The organism is Asticcacaulis excentricus (assembly GCF_003966695.1).
Classification (GTDB): Bacteria; Pseudomonadota; Alphaproteobacteria; order Caulobacterales; family Caulobacteraceae; genus Asticcacaulis; species Asticcacaulis excentricus_A.
Genome location: NZ_AP018827.1, coordinates 264,363 through 287,374, shown reverse-complemented (window position 1 = coordinate 287,374; position 23,012 = coordinate 264,363). Strand labels below are relative to the sequence as shown.

Annotated in this window: 26 protein-coding genes and 1 tRNA gene; 13 read left to right on the top strand and 14 right to left on the bottom strand. The window is 59.0% G+C overall.

From position 1 onward, the window contains the following. Positions 1–77: 77 nt before the first annotated feature. A complete protein-coding gene (locus EM6_RS01445) occupies positions 78–326 on the bottom strand; it encodes a ribbon-helix-helix domain-containing protein (protein ID WP_126419712.1) in 249 nt (82 codons plus the stop codon). A gap of 190 nt (positions 327–516) precedes the next feature. Next, positions 517–714 carry a DUF4169 family protein gene (locus EM6_RS01440; protein WP_126419710.1) on the bottom strand — a complete coding sequence of 66 codons (198 nt, stop codon included), beginning with the start codon at positions 712–714 and terminating at the stop codon, positions 517–519. 211 nt (positions 715–925) lie between these two features. Between EM6_RS01440 and EM6_RS01435 the strand changes: the two genes are divergently transcribed. From EM6_RS01435 to EM6_RS01425, 3 genes are all read left to right on the top strand, one after another. Continuing rightward, entirely contained in the window at positions 926–1,324 is a 399-nt protein-coding gene (locus EM6_RS01435; protein WP_126419708.1) for a YccF domain-containing protein, read from the top strand. Positions 1,325–1,367: 43 nt separating this feature from the next. Then, on the top strand, positions 1,368–2,378 hold the full coding sequence (locus EM6_RS01430) for an alpha/beta hydrolase (RefSeq protein ID WP_126419706.1): 1,011 nt from the start codon (positions 1,368–1,370) through the stop codon (positions 2,376–2,378). A 132-nt stretch (positions 2,379–2,510) separates the two neighbouring features. Then, entirely contained in the window at positions 2,511–3,464 is a 954-nt protein-coding gene (locus tag EM6_RS01425) for a GIN domain-containing protein (protein WP_126419704.1), read from the top strand. Positions 3,465–3,506: 42 nt separating this feature from the next. Here EM6_RS01425 and EM6_RS01420 read toward each other — a convergent pair whose 3' ends face one another. From EM6_RS01420 to yidD, 3 genes are all read right to left on the bottom strand, one after another. Beyond that, entirely contained in the window at positions 3,507–4,502 is a 996-nt protein-coding gene (locus EM6_RS01420; RefSeq protein ID WP_126419703.1) for a glycosyltransferase family 2 protein, read from the bottom strand. 17 nt (positions 4,503–4,519) lie between these two features. Next, entirely contained in the window at positions 4,520–6,442 is a 1,923-nt protein-coding gene (gene thrS, locus EM6_RS01415) for a threonine--tRNA ligase (RefSeq protein WP_126419701.1), read from the bottom strand. Between the two features lie 138 nt (positions 6,443–6,580). After that, positions 6,581–6,817, bottom strand: coding sequence for a membrane protein insertion efficiency factor YidD (gene yidD / locus EM6_RS01410; RefSeq protein ID WP_126419700.1), 237 nt, complete (start codon positions 6,815–6,817; stop codon positions 6,581–6,583). Between the two features lie 14 nt (positions 6,818–6,831). On the opposite strand from yidD, the gene EM6_RS01405 reads away from it, so the two are divergent. Beyond that, positions 6,832–7,704, top strand: a complete 873-nt coding sequence (locus EM6_RS01405; protein ID WP_126419698.1) for a hypothetical protein — start codon at positions 6,832–6,834, stop codon at positions 7,702–7,704. Positions 7,705–7,974: 270 nt separating this feature from the next. Here EM6_RS01405 and EM6_RS01400 read toward each other — a convergent pair whose 3' ends face one another. The 4 genes from EM6_RS01400 to cysS all read right to left on the bottom strand — a co-directional run bounded on the left by EM6_RS01400 (position 7,975) and on the right by cysS (position 11,085). Continuing rightward, positions 7,975–8,502, bottom strand: a complete 528-nt coding sequence (locus EM6_RS01400) for a porin family protein (RefSeq protein ID WP_126419696.1) — start codon at positions 8,500–8,502, stop codon at positions 7,975–7,977. Positions 8,503–8,577: 75 nt separating this feature from the next. Then, a complete protein-coding gene (locus EM6_RS01395; RefSeq protein ID WP_126419694.1) occupies positions 8,578–9,039 on the bottom strand; it encodes an iron-sulfur cluster assembly scaffold protein in 462 nt (153 codons plus the stop codon). Positions 9,040–9,174: 135 nt separating this feature from the next. After that, entirely contained in the window at positions 9,175–9,612 is a 438-nt protein-coding gene (locus tag EM6_RS01390) for an SRPBCC domain-containing protein (protein WP_126419692.1), read from the bottom strand. Positions 9,613–9,615: 3 nt separating this feature from the next. After that, positions 9,616–11,085, bottom strand: coding sequence for a cysteine--tRNA ligase (gene cysS, locus EM6_RS01385; RefSeq protein ID WP_126419690.1), 1,470 nt, complete (start codon positions 11,083–11,085; stop codon positions 9,616–9,618). 217 nt (positions 11,086–11,302) lie between these two features. Here cysS and folE point away from each other — a divergent pair, with 217 nt between their 5' ends. From folE to rpoH, 5 genes are all read left to right on the top strand, one after another. Next, positions 11,303–11,983, top strand: a complete 681-nt coding sequence (gene folE, locus EM6_RS01380; RefSeq protein ID WP_126419688.1) for a GTP cyclohydrolase I FolE — start codon at positions 11,303–11,305, stop codon at positions 11,981–11,983. Between the two features lie 246 nt (positions 11,984–12,229). After that, entirely contained in the window at positions 12,230–12,667 is a 438-nt protein-coding gene (locus tag EM6_RS01375; protein WP_126419687.1) for a biopolymer transporter ExbD, read from the top strand. 14 nt (positions 12,668–12,681) lie between these two features. Then, entirely contained in the window at positions 12,682–13,023 is a 342-nt protein-coding gene (locus tag EM6_RS01370; protein ID WP_126419686.1) for a hypothetical protein, read from the top strand. A 61-nt stretch (positions 13,024–13,084) separates the two neighbouring features. Then, the gene (locus EM6_RS01365; protein WP_126419685.1) at positions 13,085–14,089 is read left to right on the top strand and encodes an RluA family pseudouridine synthase; all 1,005 of its coding nucleotides are present in this window, start codon (positions 13,085–13,087) and stop codon (positions 14,087–14,089) included. 239 nt (positions 14,090–14,328) lie between these two features. Beyond that, positions 14,329–15,195: an RNA polymerase sigma factor RpoH gene (gene rpoH / locus EM6_RS01360; RefSeq protein WP_410271587.1), complete on the top strand. Its 867-nt coding sequence runs from the start codon at positions 14,329–14,331 to the stop codon at positions 15,193–15,195. A 77-nt stretch (positions 15,196–15,272) separates the two neighbouring features. Here rpoH and EM6_RS01355 read toward each other — a convergent pair whose 3' ends face one another. The 4 genes from EM6_RS01355 to EM6_RS01340 all read right to left on the bottom strand — a co-directional run bounded on the left by EM6_RS01355 (position 15,273) and on the right by EM6_RS01340 (position 20,361). Beyond that, complete coding sequence (locus tag EM6_RS01355; RefSeq protein WP_126419684.1) at positions 15,273–17,036, bottom strand: aspartyl protease family protein; 1,764 nt, start codon at positions 17,034–17,036, stop codon at positions 15,273–15,275. Positions 17,037–17,076: 40 nt separating this feature from the next. Then, on the bottom strand, positions 17,077–17,985 hold the full coding sequence (locus EM6_RS01350; protein WP_126419683.1) for a retroviral-like aspartic protease family protein: 909 nt from the start codon (positions 17,983–17,985) through the stop codon (positions 17,077–17,079). Positions 17,986–18,065: 80 nt separating this feature from the next. Continuing rightward, a complete protein-coding gene (locus EM6_RS01345) occupies positions 18,066–18,866 on the bottom strand; it encodes a response regulator (RefSeq protein WP_126419682.1) in 801 nt (266 codons plus the stop codon). Between the two features lie 205 nt (positions 18,867–19,071). Beyond that, positions 19,072–20,361 carry an adenylosuccinate synthase gene (locus EM6_RS01340; protein ID WP_126419681.1) on the bottom strand — a complete coding sequence of 430 codons (1,290 nt, stop codon included), beginning with the start codon at positions 20,359–20,361 and terminating at the stop codon, positions 19,072–19,074. 306 nt (positions 20,362–20,667) lie between these two features. On the opposite strand from EM6_RS01340, the gene EM6_RS01335 reads away from it, so the two are divergent. From EM6_RS01335 to EM6_RS17265, 3 genes are all read left to right on the top strand, one after another. Next, a complete protein-coding gene (locus tag EM6_RS01335; RefSeq protein ID WP_126419680.1) occupies positions 20,668–21,174 on the top strand; it encodes a hypothetical protein in 507 nt (168 codons plus the stop codon). Between the two features lie 25 nt (positions 21,175–21,199). Beyond that, positions 21,200–21,272, top strand: a tRNA-Ser gene (locus EM6_RS01330). 196 nt (positions 21,273–21,468) lie between these two features. Continuing rightward, positions 21,469–21,621 carry a hypothetical protein gene (locus EM6_RS17265; RefSeq protein WP_172961100.1) on the top strand — a complete coding sequence of 51 codons (153 nt, stop codon included), beginning with the start codon at positions 21,469–21,471 and terminating at the stop codon, positions 21,619–21,621. A 36-nt stretch (positions 21,622–21,657) separates the two neighbouring features. Here the strand turns inward: EM6_RS17265 and EM6_RS01325 are convergent, their stop codons facing one another. After that, complete coding sequence (locus tag EM6_RS01325; protein WP_126419679.1) at positions 21,658–22,614, bottom strand: IS1595 family transposase; 957 nt, start codon at positions 22,612–22,614, stop codon at positions 21,658–21,660. 123 nt (positions 22,615–22,737) lie between these two features. Between EM6_RS01325 and EM6_RS01320 the strand changes: the two genes are divergently transcribed. Continuing rightward, the gene (locus EM6_RS01320) at positions 22,738–23,010 is read left to right on the top strand and encodes a hypothetical protein (protein ID WP_126419678.1); all 273 of its coding nucleotides are present in this window, start codon (positions 22,738–22,740) and stop codon (positions 23,008–23,010) included. The last annotated feature ends 2 nt before the right edge of the window (positions 23,011–23,012 follow it).

The window sequence follows — 23,012 nt, the reverse complement described above, 5'->3', positions numbered from 1 at the left end:
CAGTCTAGACCGTTCGCCGGGCGGAACCAAACGGAAACATCAAGCTTTGCCGCTTATGCACAGGCCCGCCCCGCCCCTCAGACGGCCTCTGGCTTGCGTTTCTTGCTATTGCTGGCTTTTTGCTGCACGTAGGCCAGTGCCGACAGGCGACAGAAGGAGGCCAGCAGGCTTTCGCCGCGTTTGGTATCCAGTTCGGCAATCAGCGCCGCCAGACTGATTCGGCGCTCCTTGGCCATCGTCTCCAGCACCGCCCAAAACTCCGGCTCCAGTGCCACAGAGGTCGCGTGTCCGGCAAGATTAACCGATCTCTTTCTTAAACCCGGCATAGTGTCCCTCCTGTCCAGGCAACGCTTTGCAGCATCAACACGCCCCCGGCGACGCTGCACTCTTTGTGAATTCAATGGACGATATCGGTATAAACCCAACAATTCTGATTTATTATTGTGGTAATATTAAACCGCTACATCCATGGCCGTGAAAAAACCATGTAAACTCTTGTCATTTTACATAAAAACGTCAACTGTTTTCGGAATTATCCACATCCTTACGTTTTTGCCCGTCGAGCAACCGCTCGCGGCGCGCCTCGTCCTCTCGCGCCGCACGGCGCAGATGACCCGGCAACCCGAAAGTGACGCGGTTCTGAGCGGCCTGCGCCTTGTCGCGCTCGCGCTGTCGCGTCTTGCGCGCCTTGTTCAGATTGATCACGTCACTCATGAATTTACTCAGGGTCTTGATCGGGCCGCAAACTCCGGACCGGTGCATTTTTTAAACGCAGAGTCAATGATCGTTCATTATACAGCGCTGCCGTTGCAAATAAAAGAAAATTAAGCTGCGTTCGAAACTAAAGCCTTTATAATTTTCATCAAAACACCGTTACACCAAAAACGCAACCCCTCGCTTTATTCTTCTTTTCCGGAACTTACGCATGACCCTCATTCTCAACATTCTGTGGTTCATCTTCGGCGGCTTTGCGGCCGGTCTGGCCTGGTGTCTGGGCGGCTGCCTGCTGGCCATCACCATTGTGGGCCTGCCGTGGGCCGGGGCCGCCTTTCGCATCGCCGGCTTCAGCTTCTTCCCGTTTGGCAAGGCCATTGCCGACCGCGATCTCATGACCGGTCAGGGCGATCTGGGTACGGGCGGCATGGGCGCGCTGATGAACATTGTGTGGATTCTTCTGGGCGGTTGGTACATCGCCCTGGGTCATCTGGTTCTGGCGCTGGCTCAGGCGGTAACCATCATCGGCATTCCGTTTGCCCTCAAAAATGTGCAACTGGCGTGGCTGGCTCTGGCCCCCGTCGGCAAGATCGTCATTGAAAAGCCCTGATCCCCTCCTGTAGATATCCGGAAAACCTGTTCCGGAGAGTCAGATGGATTTGGATCGACGCACCCTGATGACCAGCGGGCTGGGCCTCGGCGTGGCCGCCACCTCCGGTGCCCTGGCCCAGGCGCCGGGCGGCGGCACAGAGCTTAAGGACCTGCGCGGCACACCTCTGCCGCCAGAAACGACGGAATATGTCGATCTGTGGCCAAAGGGGCCGGCGGGTCTGCTCAAGACCGAACTGAGCGAAGTTGTCAAAACCGCCCCCACCCCGCCCCGGCGCCGACTGGTCAACGGGGTGATCCGTCCGCGTCTGGCCGTCTATCGGCCGCAAAAGCCCAATGGCGGCGCACTGCTGGTCATTCCGGGCGGCGGCTACACCTATATCTCGGTCGATAACGAAGGCCACAATGTCGGCCGTGTGTTTTCGGCGCAGGGCCTGACTGTCTTCGTCCTCTACTATCGCCTGCCCGCCGAAGGCTGGGCGCAGGCGTCGGATGTGCCCTTGATGGACGCCCAGCGCGCCATGCGCCTGATCAAGGCGCGCGCCAAAGACTTCCAGATCGATCCAGCGCGCGTCGGCGTAATGGGGTTCAGCGCGGGGGGCCACCTGTGTGCTTCACTGGCCACCGGTTATGGTGCCCCCGTCTATGCGGCTGTCGATGCCATAGACGCGCAGGACGCCCGCCCCTACCTGTGCGCGCCGATCTATGCGGTTATTTCGATGAAGCCCGGCCTGACCCACGCCGGGTCGCGCAGCAACCTCATCGGGGCCAATGCCAGCGAGGAGATCACCGCCCGCTATTCGACGGAAAATCACGTCACACCGCAGACACCCCCGGCCTTTCTGCTGCACGCCGAAGACGACGGAGCCGTGCCGGTCGAAAACACCCTGGCCTTCCGCGCGGCGCTGAAAGCGGCCGGGGTCAGTGTCGAAACCCACCTTTACCCGAAGGGCGGGCATGGCTTTGGCATCCTGTCGCCCGCCATGCCGTGGAGCGATCTGTTCCTGCATTTCGCGCGACAACAGGGCCTGTATAGCCAGACAAATGCCTCGTAAACCATTCGAAACTTATCGCAGGGTCAACTGTAACCTTGTTAAATACTTTTCATGACTCAGGTTTAATTTGACCCGGATCGCCGGTTGCGAGATGTGTGATGAGGCAGGGTCTGGCTTTTCGGACGTCTGCAGATGTTGGAAACCCTGTTGATGCGCGTACTGGCCTGCACATCCCTGACCCTGCTGCTGCCTCTGGTCTGTCCGGAGAGGGCGTTGGCCGGTGAAAACCGGATCGAACTGCAAAATCTGGCCGCCCGCGTGGTGGTGGTGACGCAGGCGCGTCAGGACATCGATGTGCGCGTCAAAACCGGCCCCCGCAACATGCCTCAGATCACGCTGCGCCGTCAGGGCGACCGCGTCATCGTCAACGGCAATGTCAGTGGTCGCGATCAGTCGTGCGGCGGTGGCGGCAGCAGCCTGTTTGCCTTCAATATCGGCGACCGCAGCGTCACCACGGTCAAGGTGGCCGGCATGGGGCACCTCAACCTGTCTGACCTGCCGACCGTCTATGTCTATGCCCCGCAGGATATGGAGATCGTCAGCAAGGGCGCGGTCTATGGCAATGTATCGGAGGCCAGCAGCCTGAAGCTCAGTGTGCAGGGTTGCGGTGACTGGAACGTCGGCCCCGTGCGCGGCGCCCTGACCCTGATCAATAGCGGCTCCGGCGACACCCATGCCGCCAGTGGCGGCGACAGCGAAATCGTCAGCACCGGATCCGGCGATGTGCATATCGGCGGCGTGCGCTCGCTCAAACTGTCGCAGTCCGGCTCCGGCGATGTCAGTGTCGGCTCAGTCAGCGGCACCCTGTCGGCGGCAAGCGCCGGATCGGGCGATATCAGCATCGGTGCGGTCAGCGGTCCGGTCGAAATCAGCATGAACGGGTCCGGCGACGTGGTGGTGGCCAAGGGCCGCAGCCCGACGCTGAAAATCGCCGTGGCCGGGTCGGGCGACGTGCATTTTGGTGGCGAAGCGAAGATGGTCGAAGCCGCCGTGGTCGGCTCAGGCGACGTGTTTGTCGCGCGCGCCACCGGCACGGTTCAGAAGAAAGTGCTGGGGTCCGGCGACATCAATATCGGTGGCCAATAAACAACCCCCAATAATACCCCCCCGCAATCCAGCCTCTGCGGATCAGCTAAAATCATCTGTGTCGCGCAGACGCCGACGCATGACCGCCCGCAAAATGGATACGCCCACGATCAACGGCGACAAGGCCATGATGTAGAGCTTGCGCCATATGGTATCAGCGCGCTTCAGGAAATAATAGACCAGACCGAGCCCCTTGTTCGTTTCGACGAATAGGGGGTCAACACGCGACGTATGGCCTTCGTGGACGACCTCGGCCCTGGGGTGGAACAGCACCGCGCCGCCTTTTCTGCGGATACGCCAGCACAGGTCGATATCTTCAACATGCAGGAAGAAGCGCGTATCAAAGCCGCCGACCGCCAGAAAGTCGGCGCGGGCAATGCAGAAGCAGGCCCCCGACACTGCGGCCACCGGCACAGGGCTCTCCGGCAGGGACTCATCTTCACGGTGAATTTCGTAGGCGCGCAGGAAAGGCAGATATTTCGACAAACGCATCAACGACACCAGTGTGGTGATCGGTGTGACTTCCCCGCGCCGTGACCCGCGTTGTTCGGTGCCGTCCGGATTGAGGACGCGCGCCCCCACCAGACAGGGCCTTGGCATACTTAGCGCTGTATCGACCAGCGCCTCGACCGCACCATCACACAGTATGGCGTCGGGATTGAGGAAGACGACCCATGGCTGACTGGCCAGTTGGGCCCCCATATTGGCGGCACGTGCAAAGCCGATATTGCCATGCCCCTGCACCAGCAGAACCCGCTCATAGGCCTCGTCGATTTCGCGCAACAGCTCAATCGTGCGCTCCGACGACCCATTATCCACGACGATCACTTGCTTGACCGCGACTTCCGACAGCACGCGTTCGATACAATCGAACAGGATGCGTCCGGTGCGGTAAGCAATAATCACCACCGTTACGCCGCGTGTGTCGCGCGAGGGCAGGACAATATCTGTGCCAGGCACAAGATTCGCCGCCTCATCCGCCGCCAGTCTTTGGGCCTTGATCAGGTCTTTGATGGTAGGCGGAAGAGTACGTTTCATACGGCGGCTTTAAAAACTTATTTCAAATCAGGCGGCAGGCTTTCGGTACGCAACTGTTCAGCGGCACTATCGACCGACAAAACGGTCTGCCCTTCCTGACCCAAATAACGCAGGGCCACCTCACCGGTTTCGGCTTCTTTGCGGCCGACCACCGCGATCACCGGCACCTTGGCCAGCGAATGCTCGCGGATCTTGTAGTTAATCTTCTCATTCCGCAGGTCTGTGTCAACCCTGAGTCCTGCCGAACGCAATTTTGACGCAACCTGTTGCGCGTAATCATTAGCATCAGACGTGATCGGTGCCACTACCACCTGTATGGGAGCCAGCCATAACGGGAACTTACCCCCGTAATTTTCGATCATTATGCCGATAAAGCGCTCGAAAGAGCCCAGAATGGCGCGGTGTAGCATCACCGGACGCTGACGCGACCCGTCTTCGGCGACGTATTCCGCCCCCAGACGCTCCGGCAGCACGTAGTCGAGCTGGATCGTGCCGCAGGTCCAGGTACGGCCGATGGCGTCGCGCACGATGAAGTCGAGTTTCGGCGCATAGAAGGCCCCGTCGCCTTCGGCAATAACCGGTTCCACACCCGCGGCGCGCGCGGCCTCGGCCATCTGCGCCTCGGCCTTGTCCCAGAACTCATCCGAGCCCGCGCGCACCTCCGGACGGGTGGCCAGCGCGATATGCTCGGCCTGCATCCCCAGATCGGCGTGGACCTGACGGCAAAGGGTGATGAACTTCGTCGTCTCTTCGACGATCTGGTCTTCGCGGCAGAAGATGTGCGCGTCATCCTGCGTGAAGCCGCGCACGCGCATCAGGCCGTGCAGCGAGCCCGACGGCTCATAGCGGTGGCAGGCCCCGAACTCAGCCATGCGGATCGGCAATTCTTTGTATGAACGCAGACCGACCTTGAAGATCTGTACGTGGCCGGGACAGTTCATCGGCTTCAGCGACAGGGTTTCGCCTTCGACCGTCTCGCAGACGAACATGTTGGGGCGATACTTGTCCCAGTGGCCGGACTTTTCCCAGAAGGTGCGGTCCAGCACCTGCGGCGTCTTGACCTCGACATAGCCGGCGGCATCGAGACGGCGGCGCATATAGGCCTCCAGCGTCCGCCACAGCGTCCAGCCGTGCGGGTGCCAGAAGACCATGCCGCGCCCCTCTTCCTGCATGTGGAAGAGGTTCATCTGACGGCCCAGCTTGCGGTGGTCGCGCTTTTCGGCCTCTTCGAGGCGCGTAATATAGGCCTGAAGGTCTTCTTCGGAGGCCCAGGCCGTGCCGTAGATGCGCTGAAGCTGCGCATTATTGTGGTCGCCGCGCCAGTAGGCCCCGGCCAGCTTGGTCAGCTTGAAGGCCTTGCCGATAAATTTCGACGACGGGAAATGCGGCCCGCGGCACAGGTCTTTCCAGGTGTCGCCGTGGCGATAGACGGTGATCGTTTCCGTGCTGGGCAGGTCGCGGATGATCTCGGCCTTATAGTGTTCGCCGATCTCTTCAAAATGCTGGATGGCCGCGTCGCGTTCCCACACTTCGCGCACGATCTTGTCGTCGCGATCGACCAGCTCCTTCATCTTCTTTTCGATCTTGGGCAGGTCGTCGAGGCTGAACGGCTCATCGCGCGCAAAGTCGTAATAGAAGCCGTCCTCGATGGCCGGGCCAATGGTGACCTGCGTGCCGGGGAACAGCTCCTGCACCGCCTGCGCCAGCAGGTGAGCCGTGTCGTGGCGGATGACTTCCAGGAGGGCCGGATCGTCGCGCGTCAGGATTTCGATGGAGGCGCTGCCCTCGATGGGGCGGTCGAGATCGTAAAGCTCTCCGTTGAGGCGGAGCATCGCCGCCTTTTTGGCGAGAGACTTGGACAGACCCTCCGCTATGCTGCGTCCGGTTGCGCCCGGCTCATAGGAACGAACGGCGCCATCGGGAAAGGTCAGGTCAATCATATGTCACTCTTTCAGTATGCTCAGCCCCTACGACAGGCCAGAGCGTTCGGTTAAGCCGCGCCCCTACGACAGGCGACGGCAGTCATTTGAGCGCATCCCGAAAAGTGTTTAGCGGTTTTCGGACCGAGATGCGCGGCACTAATTCACGTCTTTTGGCGGCACCGGATCGTATCCGTGGCCCCCGCCGGGACGGCACCGGCAGATACGCTTAAATCCCAACCATGAACCTTTTATGGGGCCATGCACGATCAGGGCTTCGGCGGTATATTCCGAACAGGTCGGCGCAAAGCGACAGGCCTGCCCGATCAGGGGCGACAGGCTGAGCTTATAGGCCCTGAGCCCCGTCTTCACGGCCTTGGCATAGAGACGCCCCATGCGGCAATACCTTTTTGGCGAAAAGTATCAACTGTTTCCGACATTTTGCTCTGAATGGCAATGCCGGACGCAATCTGATCACGCAACAATCACTTGACGATCACGGATTCGTGATCAATCCTCACTCCATTGAAAGAGGAGATATGGGGATGAAAATCATAGCCGTTGCGTTTCTCACCATAAGCCTTTCGCTTGCGGGTTGCGGAAAATACGCCATTGGGCCGGACCTCGACAAACTCCCCACGCCTTTTGATCAGGTGTCAGAAGTGACCCTTAACGGGCCAGATGGTTTTAAAGCGACTCTAGGCCACAAGGCGGAGGGCGATCAGATTGTCATGAGTCACGACATTCTGGGTGGCAAAACCTATAGAGCGGATGTTACTTACGTCCCGTTTTTGCCACGCATCGCTGAAACCAATGCCGAACGGCGTGACTACTGGCTGGCAGGGTTGAACTTCACTCAAATCCCTGACAGGTCCGTGTATGTCATTCTGCGCTACCCACACGGGCAGACACTGACCAAAGGCGCTCAGGTCGAATACCTTATCGTTGAATGCACCCACATTACATCGAAGTCCAGCAAAGCACCTGAAGAGATTGCTGTAGAAAAAAGCGCGGATGATAAGCCCGCTCCACCTAAGCCGCTCGTCAAAAAATCTATCCATCCGGAAACCGATGATTTCTTAGACTCCATCTACGACAGCAAGCCTGATTTTAATATCAACCGATGTGAATTGGATAATAAAGATGAGGCCAGAACCTTGGGGCCGGCAGTTCTTGAGCGTTACACCCGCATTCAACAGCACGCACTTCAGATCGCCAAAAGCGACGAAGAGCGAACTGAAGCATTGAAGCCTTTCGAATGGCAGGCCTTGACCGTCGAATAATCAGCCCGCCTTACCCGCCGCCTCAACCGTGGTCTCCAGCGCCAGCAGCGGTGAAGGCGCTTAACGTCAAAAGGGCTCCCAAACGGGAGCCCTTTCACTTGGAGCTTCATCCCCAAAAAGGCTTACAACCTCTCTGGTAAAATATGAGGGTCGATTGACGTTCGTGGCTTGAAGCGGAATGATTTTGAATGGAAGTATCATCCCGCTCTAAATTTTTGTTTTGTCGCGATATTTTTGTCAAAAGCCGCTCACACTTTTCGCCATATCGCTCTAGAAGCGGCGCACATACGACACTTTCAGTGTGTCAAAATCAGCCTCGTCCAGCTTGTAACGGGTCAGATCACCCCGAACGCCGTGAACGCCGCCCTTAAAGAGATAGCGCAGACCAACACCGAAGGCCGGGCCTTCTTCCTGCTCATCAGCGGAAACGTTACCGCTTTTGGCTTCGATGGAAACCGCAGCAAAACCAACACGTCCGAGCAGGTCGAGATTATCTGCAACCGGCAAAGAACCAACCAGATAAACGCCTGCCGTGCGCTTGATCTTAGCGTCAACGAAAACGCTGCCGACCTGATAGCGTTTTTCCGAGACACCTAGGCCCAATTCTGCCTCAGCGGCAAAATTACGGTTGAGGTTATATCCGCCAACAAACTGGACGACGTTGAATCTCTCACCATCAGCATCCAGAACACCGGCACCCGCTTGCAGATAGGTAGAGCCCTTTTCCTGGGCGTTCGCCGAAACAGCTACAGCGGCCAGCAAGGTGGCCGAAGCCAGAATAGTAACGATCTTAACCATTGTTTCCTCAGAGTTTTTTCTATGGAAACATCGGCGTATCTCATCGCTCACTTTCGGTCAACTTTGAAAGGAGTTTCAATCACCTTCAACCATTTCCGAGGCATTTTTATCACACGGCGATTTCCCCCGGATTGCCTCAACCGTGGCTTCCAGCGCCAGAAGCGTTGAGGCGTGGCGCGCCGGAAAGTCCTTCACGGATTGAAGGATGGCGAAGTCGGCAAAGCGCTCAGGATAGGCAAATTCGCCGCCCTTGAGCATGGCCTTCATGGCGTCGCGCGCAGCGACGACCTCGGTGATCGGGGCACCGATGACGCTCTGGCTCAAAATGGCGGCGGCGGCCTGCCCCAGGGCACAGGCTTCGACCTCCTGCGCGAAGTCGGTGATCACGCCGTCCGCGAGTTTGACTTCCACATGGATGGTCGAACCGCACAGCCTGGCGGTACGGTCAGCCGCCCCGTCGGGGGCTTCCAGCCGCCCGACGTGCGCCAGTTGCGTGGCGCGGCGCAGAATTTCACGGGAATAGAGTTCGTCGATCATCTTCCAAGCCTCCCCCCTGATCTCAGGGGGGATACCGGCTGAAAGCCGGAGGGGGGTTATGCGGGGAATCAACCCCACCGTCTGCGTCGCTTCGCTCGCATCCACCACCCCTGAAATCAGGGGAGGGGCTAAGGCTTATATCGTCCCTTCGGCTTTCGCCTTCAAGGCTTCGGCGAATTTGGCAAAGCCTTCGCGCAGATATGAGCGGTATTTCTTTCCCTCACGCTCCGACAGAAAGCCCGAAAACTGCGCCCCGATGGCAAAGTCGCACGCCGTGTCCGACAGGATGTTCAGCTCATAAAAGCGGATCAGCGAACCTTCGTAAAACTTCTTCGGCACGCCGATATGGATGTGCGACAGCGGCGACCAGTCCGACACGAAGCCGTTGATCTCCCAGTCCCCCAGCCCTTCATAATGCTCCATGAAGCGTACCGGCGCACCGAACCCGAGCTTGCCCTTGGCCTCTTTATGGATGGGCGACCACTGCACCCATCCTTCGATATCCTGAAGAATCTCATAGACCGTATCGACCGGGGTCTGGATGCCGATACGTTTTTCCACCTTTAGCGCCATGTCTTAAGCCTTCAGTTTCCAGGTGGCCCCTGCCGGGCCGTCCATGACCTCTACGTTCAGCGCGGTCAGTTCGTTGCGGATACGATCAGCCTCAGCCCAGTTTTTTTCAGCCCGCGCGGTTTTGCGCGCTTCCAAAAGGGCCTCGACCTTCGCCGACAGATCGTCATCGGCCCCGCCTTTGAACCATTCCTCCGGATCGGTTTGTAGAATGCCTAGTAATGCACCGGCATTGACCATCAAATCCATATACTTCTTGGTATGGAAGCCACGCTCCTCCAATGGGCTAGCCTCAAACTCGCCACGGAGCATATCCCTCAGCATAAACAAATCAGCGATTGCCTGCGGTGTATTGATATCATCGCACAGGATATCGACCATCCTATCAAGCCGAGGCTCTACGTACTTTCCGTCGAGCGTATGCCGCTTTATCTCCCAGCCATCCGGCAATGGGTGTGCTTCGATAACGCGCTTCGCCTCGCGCAAGGTTCCATAAAGCCGATCAAGCGTCTTCCGCGTCTGCACCAGCAGATCATTATTCCAGTCCAGCGGCGCGCGGTAATGGGCCGACAGCAGGGCCAGACGGATCACCTCGCCCGGAAACTCCTTGATCAGGTCGTGCACCAGCAGCACATTGCCCAGAGACTTGGACATCTTTTCGGCGTCCATGGTCAGGAAGCCGTTGTGCATCCAATAGCGGGCGTAGCTCTCTTCCTGATGGCTATGGCCGTGTTGCGCGCAGACGCCCTGCGCGATCTCGTTTTCGTGGTGCGGGAAGATCAGGTCGTGCCCGCCGCCGTGAATGTCGATAGGCAGGCCCAGATTGGCCTCGATCATGGCCGAGCATTCGATGTGCCAGCCCGGACGCCCTTCGCCCCACGGCGACGGCCATTTCGGCTCACCGGGCTTGGACGGCTTCCACAGCACGAAGTCCTGCGGGTTCTTTTTATAGGGCGCCACCTCGACGCGCGCGCCGGCGATCATGTCGTCCAGCGAACGGTTGGAAAGCGCCCCATAGGCCTTATAGCTTTCGACGTCGAACAGCACATGACCTTCGGCTGCATAGGCGTGGCCGTTGCGGATCAGGGCCTCGATTTGCGCCACAATGGCGTTCATATTCTGCGTCACGCGCGGCTGGATCGTCGGCTCCAGCGCGTTGAGTGCCCGCATGTCGGCATTATAAATGTCGGCGAATTTCGAAGTGATGACGTCGATATCAACCCCTTCGGCCAAGGCCTTCTGGTTGATCTTGTCATCCACGTCGGTGATGTTGCGGGCATAGATGACCGCCTCTTCGCCATAGAGATGGCGCAGCAGACGGAACAGCACGTCGAACACCACGACCGGGCGCGCATTGCCGATATGGGCGTAGTTATAGACCGTCGGTCCACAGACATACATCGTCACGCGCTGGGGGTTTTTCGGGACAAAGTCCACCTTCTGGCGTTTAAGCGTGTCGCTGAGTCGCAGTTTCATGACGATTTCTGTTGAACTCCGTGAAGTTTGCCCCATATAGACGCGGCAAGGGTTGGCTTCCAAGCGATTAAATCGAAGACAATCCAATTCCTGCGCAGGATCGTAAACCACCTGCAAACTTTCAAGGGGTCTTATGTTTGTGACCCCGGCAGAGGGATGCCACGCGTCATTCCGGGACCGTCGTCCCGGCGCCACTCGGCCCTCCGGAGATATATGTATGGACAGCCTCGACCCGAATTCCCGCCCGAACAGCGAAGACCCGCTCACTCAAGCGCTCGCCCAGAATCTGGCCCAGACGCGCAGCAAGGGGTTTTCCGAAATCCTCAATGTCGAGCGTCCGTCGAAAGAAGAGGCCATGGCCGCCGTGCGCACGCTGCTGGCCTGGGCCGGTGACGACCCCACGCGCGAAGGCCTGATCGACACGCCCAAGCGCGTCGTCGAAGCCTATGACGAGTGGTTCTCCGGCTATCAGGCCGACCCGGCCAAGGAATTGTCGCGCACCTTTGAGGACGTGCAGGGCTATGACGACATGGTCATGCTGCGCCATATCGACGTCGAATCGCACTGCGAACACCATATGGCGTCGTTCCTCGGCAAGGCCTATGTCGCCTACATGCCGACCGCCAAGGTGGTGGGTATTTCCAAGATCGCGCGCGTCGTCGAAATCTTTTCCAAGCGCCTTCAGACGCAGGAGACCCTGACCAAGCAGATCGCCGATGCCATCGAGCAGTCTCTGGCTCCGCTGGGTGTGGCCGTGCTTATCGACGCCGAGCATCAGTGCATGACGACTCGCGGCGTCCACCACAAGAACGTCACCACGGTCACCACCCGCTTTACCGGCGTGTTCAAGACCGACCTGGCGCTTCAGGACCGCTTCATGCGCTTCTGTCAGGCCTGATCCGGCGCACTAGTCACGCTTTTAACGCCCGGCGGTCACCTGATCGCCGGGCGTTCGCGTCTCAGGCGAGACGGTCGCAAAAGCGTCATGAAGAAATTGTAATCCCGCGTGAACGAACCCCTTTACATTTGCGCGAGCTTTGTCCTAAATCGGTTCCTGAAATTTGCGTCTGCTTTCCGGCGGGCGGTTGTTTAATGCCTCATGCCTCCCGACGGGTGGCTCTGAGGGTCTTACGGGAGTTACATCATGGGCGCTAAGCTCGGTGGCGGCGGCGGTTCTCGCTATAACGTCGAACAGAATTCCGAAATCAACGTCACGCCGTTCGTTGACATCATGCTCGTGCTGCTGATCATCTTCATGGTGTCCGCGCCGATGGCCACCGTGTCGATCAAGCTCGACATGCCGCCGCCCGTGCCGAACCTGACTCAACAAGAGAAGCCCAAGGACCCGGTGTTCATCTCGATCCAAGGCACGGACGACATCTATATCGGTGCCAAGAAAACCTCGCTCGCCACCCTGCCGGCCGATTTGGCTGTGGCTTTGGAATCGTCTAACCCCACCGAAGAACGCGTTCTGGTGCGCGGTGATGCCGACATCGAATATAACGACTTCATGTCGGTGCTGAACACGCTTCAGGACAATGGCTACTTCAAGGTCGCTCTGATCAACGAAGACCTGTCGTAAGCGACACCTGTCAGATGACATACAAAAACGCCACGGTCATCGCCTCGATAGCCGTGGCGTTTTTGCATCCGCTTGTCGCCACCGCCCGGACTGACCCGCCTGCCGCCGTGGCCATTGACGTCACCATCGTGGTGCGAGTCGTTGACGCAAAAACTGTCCGCGTGGGTGATAAAGACGTCGCCATCGGTGATTTGAGGACGGTTCTGGCGAACCAGCAAGGCACCGCCGCAATCAGACAAACCCGGATACTGTTGGCCGTATCGCCCCAAACGCCCTATGATGACTTTATGGCTGTACTGAAACAGATACAGTCATGGGGGTATGTGCGTATTGCTTTGATCCGGGACGACCGGTAATACGCCCGATTTTCGGCCTGTTTTTATCCCCTCTCCCCTCAAACGGGGAGAGAAGGTATTCATGACCCCTGACGACGACATTGATGACGATCTGCCGCTGGCCAGCGATGGCGAGACGCACGATCTTGTGCTGACGGCGGAGATGGCCGGCGACAGGCTTGATCGCGCGCTGCTGCCGCTGCTGCCCGATCTGTCGCGCGCCCGTCTTCAGGCCCTGATCAGCGACGGTCATCTGAGCCACGACGGCCAGGCTCTCTCCGATGGCAAGCATAAGGCCAGGGCCGGGCTCTACCGCCTGTTCGTCCCCGCCCCCGTCTCGGCGATTCCCGAAGCGCAGAACCTGCCGCTGGAGGTGTTGTACGAGGACGCCCACCTGATCGTGGTCAACAAACCCGCCGGCATGGCCGCCCACCCGGCCCCCGGCACGCCGGATGGGACTCTGGTCAATGCCCTGCTGTTTCACTGCGGCGAATCGCTGTCCGGCATAGGTGGCGTCCTGCGCCCCGGCATCGTCCATCGCCTCGACAAGGACACCTCCGGCGTCATGGTCGCGGCCAAGTCCGACGCCGCCCATCGCGGCCTGAGCGACCTCTTTTCGCGCCACGATATCGACCGCGCCTATGAAGCATTGGTGCGCGGCGCACCGAAAATCGCCTCAGGCACGGTCACCACGCGCATTGGCCGCTCACCCCACGACCGCAAAAAGATGGCCGTGCTGAAAAGCGGCGGGCGCGAAGCCATCACCCATTACCGCACACTGGACAGCTTCGGCGGCGAGAAACCGGTCGCGGCCCGCGTGCGCTGCACGCTGGAAACCGGACGCACCCATCAAATTCGCGTGCACATGGCCTATCTGGGCTGTCCCTGTCTGGGTGATCCGGTCTATGGTTCGGGTGCGCCGCACAAGGCGGTGGCCGAGGCGCTAAAAACCCGGTCCTTTGCGCGTCAGGCCCTGCACGCCGCGCACCTAGGTTTCGTTCACCCGATCACGGGTGCGCGTCTCGCCTTTGAAGCCCCCCTGCCCGCGGATATGGCAGAGCTTCTGAGCGCTTTGAAATCGCTTTGATTTTAATTTTGAACCAGTCCGCATAAAATAATTTTTACACTGGGTCTTTTTTTCCCCGCCGGAGCACCTACATGGAAAAGGAAGACAAAAGCCTGTCCTACACGCGCAGCCACCGGCTGTCGTCTCAGGGGGATGCGCCGATGCCGGACACCAATTCAGGATCAAATTCTGGACCCTTCGACGGGTCCGAAGGGGACGCTACCATGAGCACCAGCTCGCTGACCTCGAATGCCCTCAGCATGCCCAATCCGTCCGTGCTGTCGCCGGACGGCGGCCTGAACCGCTATCTGTCGGAAATCCGCAAGTTCCCGATGCTGGCCAAGGATGAGGAATTCATGCTGGCCAAGCGCTGGGCCGAACACGCCGACCCTAAGGCGGCGCATAAACTCGTCACCTCGCACCTGCGTCTGGTGGCCAAGATCGCCATGGGCTATCGCGGCTATGGCCTGCCGATTGGTGAAGTGATCTCCGAAGGCAATGTCGGCCTGATGCAGGCGGTCAAGAAGTTCGACCCGGACAAGGGCTTCCGTCTGGCTACCTACGCCATGTGGTGGATCAAGGCCGCCATTCAGGAATACGTCCTGCGTTCATGGTCGCTGGTCAAGATGGGCACCACCGCCGCGCAGAAAAAGCTGTTCTTCAACCTGCGCAAGGTGAAGTCGGAAATCAGCGCTCTGGAAGACGGCGACATGCGCCACGAACAGGTCGCGCAGATCGCCACCAAGCTGGGCGTCTCCGAAGACGACGTGATCAGCATGAACCGCCGCATGTCCTCGCCCGACTCGTCGCTCAATGCGCCGCTGCGCGCTTCGGAAGGCGATTCGGAATGGCAGGACTGGCTGGCCGACGACTCGACACCGTCGCAGGAAACCGTGCTGGCCGACTCCGAAGAGTACAAGCTGCGCATGAGCCTGCTCGAAGAGGCGATGGGCGAACTGAACGAACGCGAACGCGCCATCCTGACGGCGCGTCGTCTTCAGGAAAACCCGACGACGCTCGAAGACCTGGCCGACCGCTTTGGTGTGTCGCGAGAGCGCGTGCGTCAGATCGAAGTCCGCGCCTTCGAGAAGCTGCAAAAGGCGATGATGGCCTCGGCCGAGGGGTAAGCATAGACAGAGCCCAAAAACCTAACAGGTTGGCAGAAACCCCCGGTGAATGGACGCCGGGGGTTTTATTTTGGGTTTTATTCTGCTGGCTTGGACGGCAGGCTGGTCGGACTGTAACCAAAGCGCTGATTGGGTTTGAACCACACCTCGTCATGGACGAAGATCATATTGAAGCGCCACAGGACGCCGATACCGATAACGCCATCGACGCCCTTATAACCCTCTTCGCCACCCCCCGTCGGATCGTTGAGCGTCAGAGGGGCCGGATCAATGCGATAGGGACCAAAATCAAGGCGCGGCGCACCGGTATAGCGAATCTTTTTCATGCCGCCCTTGCCGTCACCACTCAGACGGTTTTCTGCCTTGGGAAAGGCGTCCCACAGATCATGCGCCTTCACCGCTTCTGACGACAGAATCAGACCGTAGCCCCAGCCTGTATCCAGCCGGAAGCGCATGGGCTTATCCATCAACGACCCTGAGATCATCAGCGTACCGTCAGAGAGCCATTGCGCCGGAAGGCGGTCATAACCTGTCGTCTCAGGTGCGCCCTTCAGGTAGCACATCATATATTTGTTATCGAGGTCGAGCCGGCACGGGGTCATCTGCACGAAGTCCGCCCCCAGATACAGATCCTGTTTCGGCTGTCTTGCCTTGCGAAGGGTCAAGCCCGGCCGTCTGACGCCCCCAAAGCTAAGTGCCGCACCGTCATAGCCGCCCGCCAGTTTGCTCAATCCGAATTTGGCCGCCGTCTCCGCGCCGATCGAACTGGTGCCATCACCCAGATTTAACAGGCCGGTGAGGGGTTTGCCGTCGATCTCCGCCACAAAATTGAAGCGGCGGTCTTCCCCTAGCCGGAACGGAATGACCGGTCGGTCTGGTGTGGTTTGCGGCAGGTTAGAGACGTGCTTTTCCGGCGGGGCCAGAGCCGCAAAACCCCCACTCGCCTTGATATGCACCGCAGATTTGGGCTGGAAAGCCAGTTGAAAGGCACTGAGGAAAGGGGCACCCAATATCCCCTGAAAGGGCGCGCGGACGTTATAGCCCTCGCGGTCATAGGGATCGCCCAGCGCCACGGCCATGCGTGGCACCCACAGGCCGGCCACCTGAATATCCTTCACCTCGACAAGGCGGGTTTTCAGCGCCTTGCCGTTGACGCCGCGCAACTGACCTTCGCTAATCAACGGGTACTTGTCCCACAGATTATAATCGCGCACATAGTCGCCGCGCAGCATCAGGGCTGAACCGGCCCCGGTGTCCATCAGACAGTCGATACTGTGTCCGGCAAAGCCGATACTGACGGTGATCTTATCGGCATCAATGCCGCGCTCGGTAATATAGCTGGCGTGGATTTCGCCGAACCCGTCCAGCGGCATGGGCTGCGTGGCGTCCAGATAATAGCGCACCTCACCCGCCCGATAGTCGAGCTGACACGGCAAGCGCGTCAGAATATTGGCGGTCAGAAGCCCATCAAAGCCCTGCTTTTCGAAGCCTTCGGACGCATAGACGCTCAGTTCCCCGACCCTGAGCTTGCCGCCGATCACGACCTCGGTCGCGACATGGCGGCTCAGCACCTCCGTCCCGCTCAGGCTGCTGCCGCGCGCCTCACCGTTGCGGCGCAGACCCAGCTCTTTCACCAGAGACTGGCGAACAATGGTGGCGCTGGCCCCGGTGTCGATGACGAACTGATAAGGTCCCTTGCCATTGAGCGTCACCGCCACCACCGGCATCAGCGATTTGGAGCGGGTGAAAGGAACGCGGACCACTCCCTCCTGAGCCGTAGCCATACCCGGCCATATCGCCGCGCTCAAAACACCTGTGCAGGCCATGCGCCTCGTGAACATATGTCCCTCCCCTCACCGTTGATACTTCGGTTCCAAAAGCTCAGACGCGGCGCACCTGAAGGCTGCGTTGCGCCGTAAAGGCCAGCACGAACCCGCTGAGGAAGGGGGCCCCGACGATGCCTTCGGCGCGGTCGCCCTCTTCTCCGAAGGCCGCGCGGTCATGCGGGTCCCCCAGCGCGACGAGCAGGCGCGGAACGGCTATGCCGCCGATTTGTAAATCCCTGACCTCGACGTGGCGCACCTTCACCTGCTGACCATTGACCCCGGTCAGGGCGCTTTCGTTCAGCAGCGGATACTTTTCCCATAAGCCGTGTTTGCGCACAAAATCGCCGCGGATATACAGCGGGCGGCTGGCCCCGGTATCGAGCAGACAATCCAACTCATGGCCGGCAAAGCGCAGGCGAATATGCACCTTGTCAGCCCCGCCGGTGATATCGCGCTTGTAATAGCTGTCGAGCGGCGCAAAGCCCTCCAGCGGCATGTCGCCCCCCAGATAGTAGCGAATCTCGCCCCCCGTCTGATCCAGTTGGCACGGCAGGCGCGTCAGCAGGTCCGCCGACAAAAGCCCATCATATTCAGCGGCTTCAAACCCCTTGGAAGCAAACACTTCCCAGTCGTGCAACCCTAACTGCCCGCCGACGGTGACGTCCGAGACTATGTAGCGCGTCGTGTATTCGGTGCCCTTGAGACTGCGGTTGCGCCCCTGCCCGGCGACGGCCAGCCCCAGTTCCGAGGCCAGACTGGCGCGGATGACGGTGTGGCTGGCCCCAGTATCGAGAATGAAACGATAGGGCCCCTTACCGTTCAGTGTCACCTCGACAATCGGCTTTTTGGAAGACGAGAGGGTGAGCGGCACGCGGATGATCTTCGCTTGCGCGGCGGCGTGGCCGGCCCAAAGTCCCAGACCCGCCGCCGCTGAGCCCGCGCAAAGATGGCGACGTGTAATCATGGCCTTCCCCTCCTTATAGTTTAGGGGAAGCTAGGCCATGCCACGCGCAAAAGCAATCAGGATCAAGCGGGCCGGATCAATCAGGCCGCGTTCGACGGGTGGCGGTCTTCGATCTTCATAAAGGCCGCCAGGCTGAGGATGGCGGGGCGAATCTGTTTCAGGTCCGGCCATTCCTCGCGCAACTGGGTCAGAATGGTGCGCACATCGTTGTGGAAGCTCTGGCTGGCGATCGTCTTGCACGCCGGGACCAGCACCTCAAGTTGGGCAAACATGGCACGGCGCGCCTGAAGCGGGTCGCTATTATACTGCTCAAAGGCCGCTTTGAGGATGCGCACCGCCTGTTCGATCTGGGCGGTCTTCTGGTCCTTGTTGTCGGCAGCGCGTTTGCGCGGGCCTGTATAGTCACCGGAGTTAAAGCGGCGGCGGTCCGGACCGACATAGCCCACGGCCTCGATCCACGGACGCGCCTTGAGCGCCACGTGTTCCACGCGCTTTTGCAGGTCACCCCAGGTAAAGGGCTTGCGCATAAACTCATCGGCACCCGAATCGCGGATGTCGTTGAGCAGGCTCATGGTGATTTCAGGCGCGATGGTGATGATCGGCGATTTGCGACACGAGGCGTTGGAGCGGCGCAGGCCTTTGGTAAAGGCAAGCGCGTCGCATTCCGGCGCCTGATGCGAACAGACGATCAGCGTGTAAAGAAGACCGGGGGCCTTATCGAGCGCCTCTTCGTGATCGCGATAGTGGCTGATCTGCTCGGCCCCCAGCATGCGTAGCATGTCCGAGAGCATCCGCGCATAGTTTGGATTCGCCTCAACCAGCAAAACCAGTTTGAGCGTCGCTCTCAGCTTTTGTGCTGTAGCTGGATTCTGACCGTACACGCCTTGCCTCTTGGTGTTCGATCAAAACTTTAAAGTAGAGGAGTAAATACCGGATTTACGGCAGCGCAAAATAACGATTGCAGAGGTGTAGCCCGATACCTTTTTTTTTGCTGCACGCAGACCGGTCTCAGTCCGCAAACGGGTCCCGCATGAGAATGGTGTCCTCTCGCGACTTTTTTAGTTTCCGGAGGCCACCACTCGACCGTCAGTCCGCAAACGGGTCCCGCATGAGAATGGTGTCCTCTCGCTCTGGACTCGTGGACAGAAGCGCCACCGGCGCCCCGATCAGTTCCTCAATGCGGCGGACATATTTCACCGCATTGCCGGGCAGGTCCTTCCACGAACGCGCGCCCTGCGTCGATTCCGTCCAGCCTTCCAGTTCTTCATAGACCGGCTCGATACCGGCCTGCGCCTTGAAGCCCGCCGGCAGGTAGTCGAGCACCTTGTCGCCGACCTTGTAGCCGACGCAGATTTTCAGCGTCTCAATGCCGTCAAGCACGTCCAGCTTGGTCAGGGCCACGCCGTCGATACCGTTGATGGCGATGGATTGCCGCGCCAGCACCGCGTCCAGCCAGCCGCAGCGACGCGCCCGGCCCGTGACCGTGCCGAACTCATGGCCAACGCGCGAGATGCGCTCACCGATGTCATCGAACAGCTCAGTCGGGAACGGGCCCGATCCGACGCGGGTCGTATAGGCCTTGAGGATACCCAGCACATAGCCAACGCTGCGCGGCCCCATGCCCGAACCGGCGGCGGCCTGACCGGCGACCGTGTTGGACGAGGTGACGAACGGATAGGTGCCGTGGTCGATGTCGAGCAGCGCGCCCTGCGCCCCTTCGAACAGGATGCGCTTGCCTTCGGACTTGGCCTTGTCCAGCACGTACCAGACGGGTTTGGCGAAGGCGAGCAGGCGCGGCGCGATGGTCTTCAGTTCGGCGATCAGGGCCGCCGTATCGACCTCGGCCAGACCCAGGCCCTTGCGCAGCGCATTGTGGTGGGCCAGTAGACGCTCGATCTTGGCATCCAGACCGTCAAAGTCTTCGAGATCGGCGACGCGGATGGCGCGACGGCCGACCTTGTCCTCATAGGCCGGGCCGATGCCGCGGCCCGTGGTGCCGATCTTGCCCGCGCCGGCGGCGGCTTCGCGCGCCGTATCGAGTTCGCGGTGGATCGGCAGGATCAGGCAGGCATTGTCAGCCAGCACCAGCAGGTCGGGGGTGATGCTCAGGCCTTGCGCCTCGACGCGGCCGATTTCATCAAACAGTGCCCACGGATCGACGACCACGCCGTTGCCGATGACCGACAGCTTGCCCTGCACGACGCCGGACGGCAGCAGGGACAGCTTATACACCTTGCCATCGACCACCAGGGTGTGACCGGCATTGTGACCGCCCTGAAAGCGCACCACCACATCGGCGCGATTGGACAGCCAGTCCACCAGCTTGCCCTTGCCTTCGTCGCCCCACTGGGCGCCCACAACGGTCACATTGGCCAAGTTCTTACTCCGCAGCAAAACGCCGCCGGAGAGGATTTCGTCCGGGTGCGTTACATTCAAAATTCAGGCGGTTGCAGCCTATAAACTTAAAGTTCGGGCTTGGTAACCCGTAAAATGAGGCGAACGCCGGTTATTCCCCACTCCCCGCCGCCGCGACGCCATATGTCAAGGTCGCTGGACATTATGCACTTGACATACCCGACTGCGCGTTGCGTTTTTTGGTGATTGTGAAAAAACGTCACTAACGGTGTTGACGTTAACGGATCGCGACGTTATTTTTAACCACAACATCCCGGAGCGATTCACATGGCACACCCGCTGGAAAAGTTAGTGCAGGAGCGAAAAGGCGCGTTAAGCGTTGCGCTGGACGATCTGCGCGCGCAGCAGCAAAAAATTGCCGTGCTTCAAGCTGAAATTGCCGCTTACGAGGAGGCTTTGAAGTATGTGGGGGTGAGCGAACCCATAAAAAAGCCCCGCCTTCGCCAATCAACAGGTAGCGCACCAAAAGGACATTGGGATGCTGTTTTTGGGAGGATATGCGCCAGCAACCTCAACGAAATCACCTACGAGAACATTCTGAGCGCGGCCAAGCAAGAAGGGGTTGAGGTCAAGGACGCCTCTGTACGTGCAACGATGATGAAATATGTCGACGAGGGTATTTTTGAGCGCGTGAAAAACGGGGTGTTTAGGTTCACAAACAAGGGCCGTTCGACCTATGGAGTTACCCCGCCTCCGCTTATCAACGCCAACGCTCATACGCATCAGGTAACTGAAGCCGACGATACGGAGGATTTGCTTTCGCAGAAAGTTTAAGGCCCCGCTAACGCGGGGCCTTATGGCACTCGTAGCTCAACTGGAAAGAGCAGGTTCCCGCTAAGTCCCCGATGCTGGTTCGAGTCCAGCCGAGTGCGCACCAATTTCGTCAGAAGGCCACAATCCTTGGCCGGTGCGGGCCTTCTGACAACAACTCAAACCGCCCAAAGGGCAGAAGGAGTATCCCATGTGGCAAGCCCACAGAAGATAAGAATTAGAGCCATTTGATAGGCTCGCCTTACAGGCTGGTATGCGATAGCATATCGGCCTGTCTGTGCGTGGAGATTACGGCAAATGACCGAAAAAGTCAAGGACTCCAAGGAATTTTCCGAGGCGGAAATAGCTGCCAGACGGGATGATGTCGTGCGTCGTATGATCGGAACAGCGCCAAAGGATCACCCCAAAAAGACAGCCAAGGGCAGGGTTGGCAGACCGATTGCCTCTTAACGCTTGCCCTTTGTCCGCCATCGCATTTTGCGGCGCTTAGACAAGCGCGTTGATGGCTTGTTGCCTTTCAGGTCTTTGATACATCAGGCGGCGTCCCACGACGCCCATAACGGCGCGGTTAGTGCGCTCCGTGTCATCGCAGCCCAACGCCTCCCGGTTGGAATAACGAAAGTCAAACTCGGCAAGATAACGGCGCAAATGATGCGATTTGCAATGTTGATAAATGCCGCGCATACCACGCTTGAAAATGCCGAAAAAGCCTTCAATCTGGTTTGTCGTGATCGTCTTATCTTCCTTATTTACATACTCTTTTTGAGCGTGATTGACGCTTTTGTGGCTCGAAAAAGTCTTGCCGGGGGCCTTGTAGTGGTGGGCTTCATCGGTAACCAGATTGGCCTTTTCACTGACATTAGCGTTGAGAATTTCCGTCACAGATTTGACGGTGATTTCCTTCACAACAACGCTGCGGGTTTTGCCTGAGTTTCGATCAAGCAGCGTGACAATTTTGTTCATCGAACGAATTGCCATGCGGCTTTCCTTGGCCTCTGGATCGCGCCCAAAAAACGTTTCATCAGCCTCAACTACGCCACCGTCGCCACCCATAGGCGTTTCATCGTTGGCAAGCATGGCCTCGCGGATGCGGTGAGCCATAAACCAAGCCGTCCGATAGCTGCCAAAGCCAAGCATACGGTAAAGCTGATTTGCGCTTACGCCTTTCTTGCTGGAACACATGATTTGCGTAGCCAGAAGCCATTTATGCAAAGGGATATGTGATCGCTCGTAAATCGTCCCCATCGTGGCGGTAAACGGCTTGCGGCATTCAGGCTCTTTACACTTATAAAGTCCGGCGCGCGTCGTCTTGCCCTGCATAAGCGTTGAGTTGCCGACAACGCCACAATGAGGGCAAACGCGACCGTCCGGCCAACGCAGCGCTTCAAAATGAACGCGGGCGGCTTCTTCATCGTGGAAAATGGGGTCGGTGAGCGTTTGCATTGTTATCTCCAATGCAAAAACACTACAAATTCAGACGTGGTATGTCAAGTGCATAATGTCCAGGTCGCTTGACTGGATCGTCACTGTGTGTCAAGCTCCCTTGACACAAAGAGGATTCACACCATGTGGACATTTTTGACGATCGTGGCCGGGGTGTTTGTCACCATTGGTCTAGGCGGCCTGATCTGGGGCGTGACCGGGCGCACAGAGGCCCGGCGCAAGCAGGGACTGCGGATGTTGCAAACCGGCATGGCGGCCGGTGGCACCTGTCTGCTGCTAAAGGGCTTCTCTGGCGACACAGAGAGCATTATCTATGGCGCGGTGCTGCTGGTCTTCGGCACGGCCGTCACCGGCATAGGCCCGAAGGCCGACAAGGGTGGCAAGCCGGAAGCCTGAGC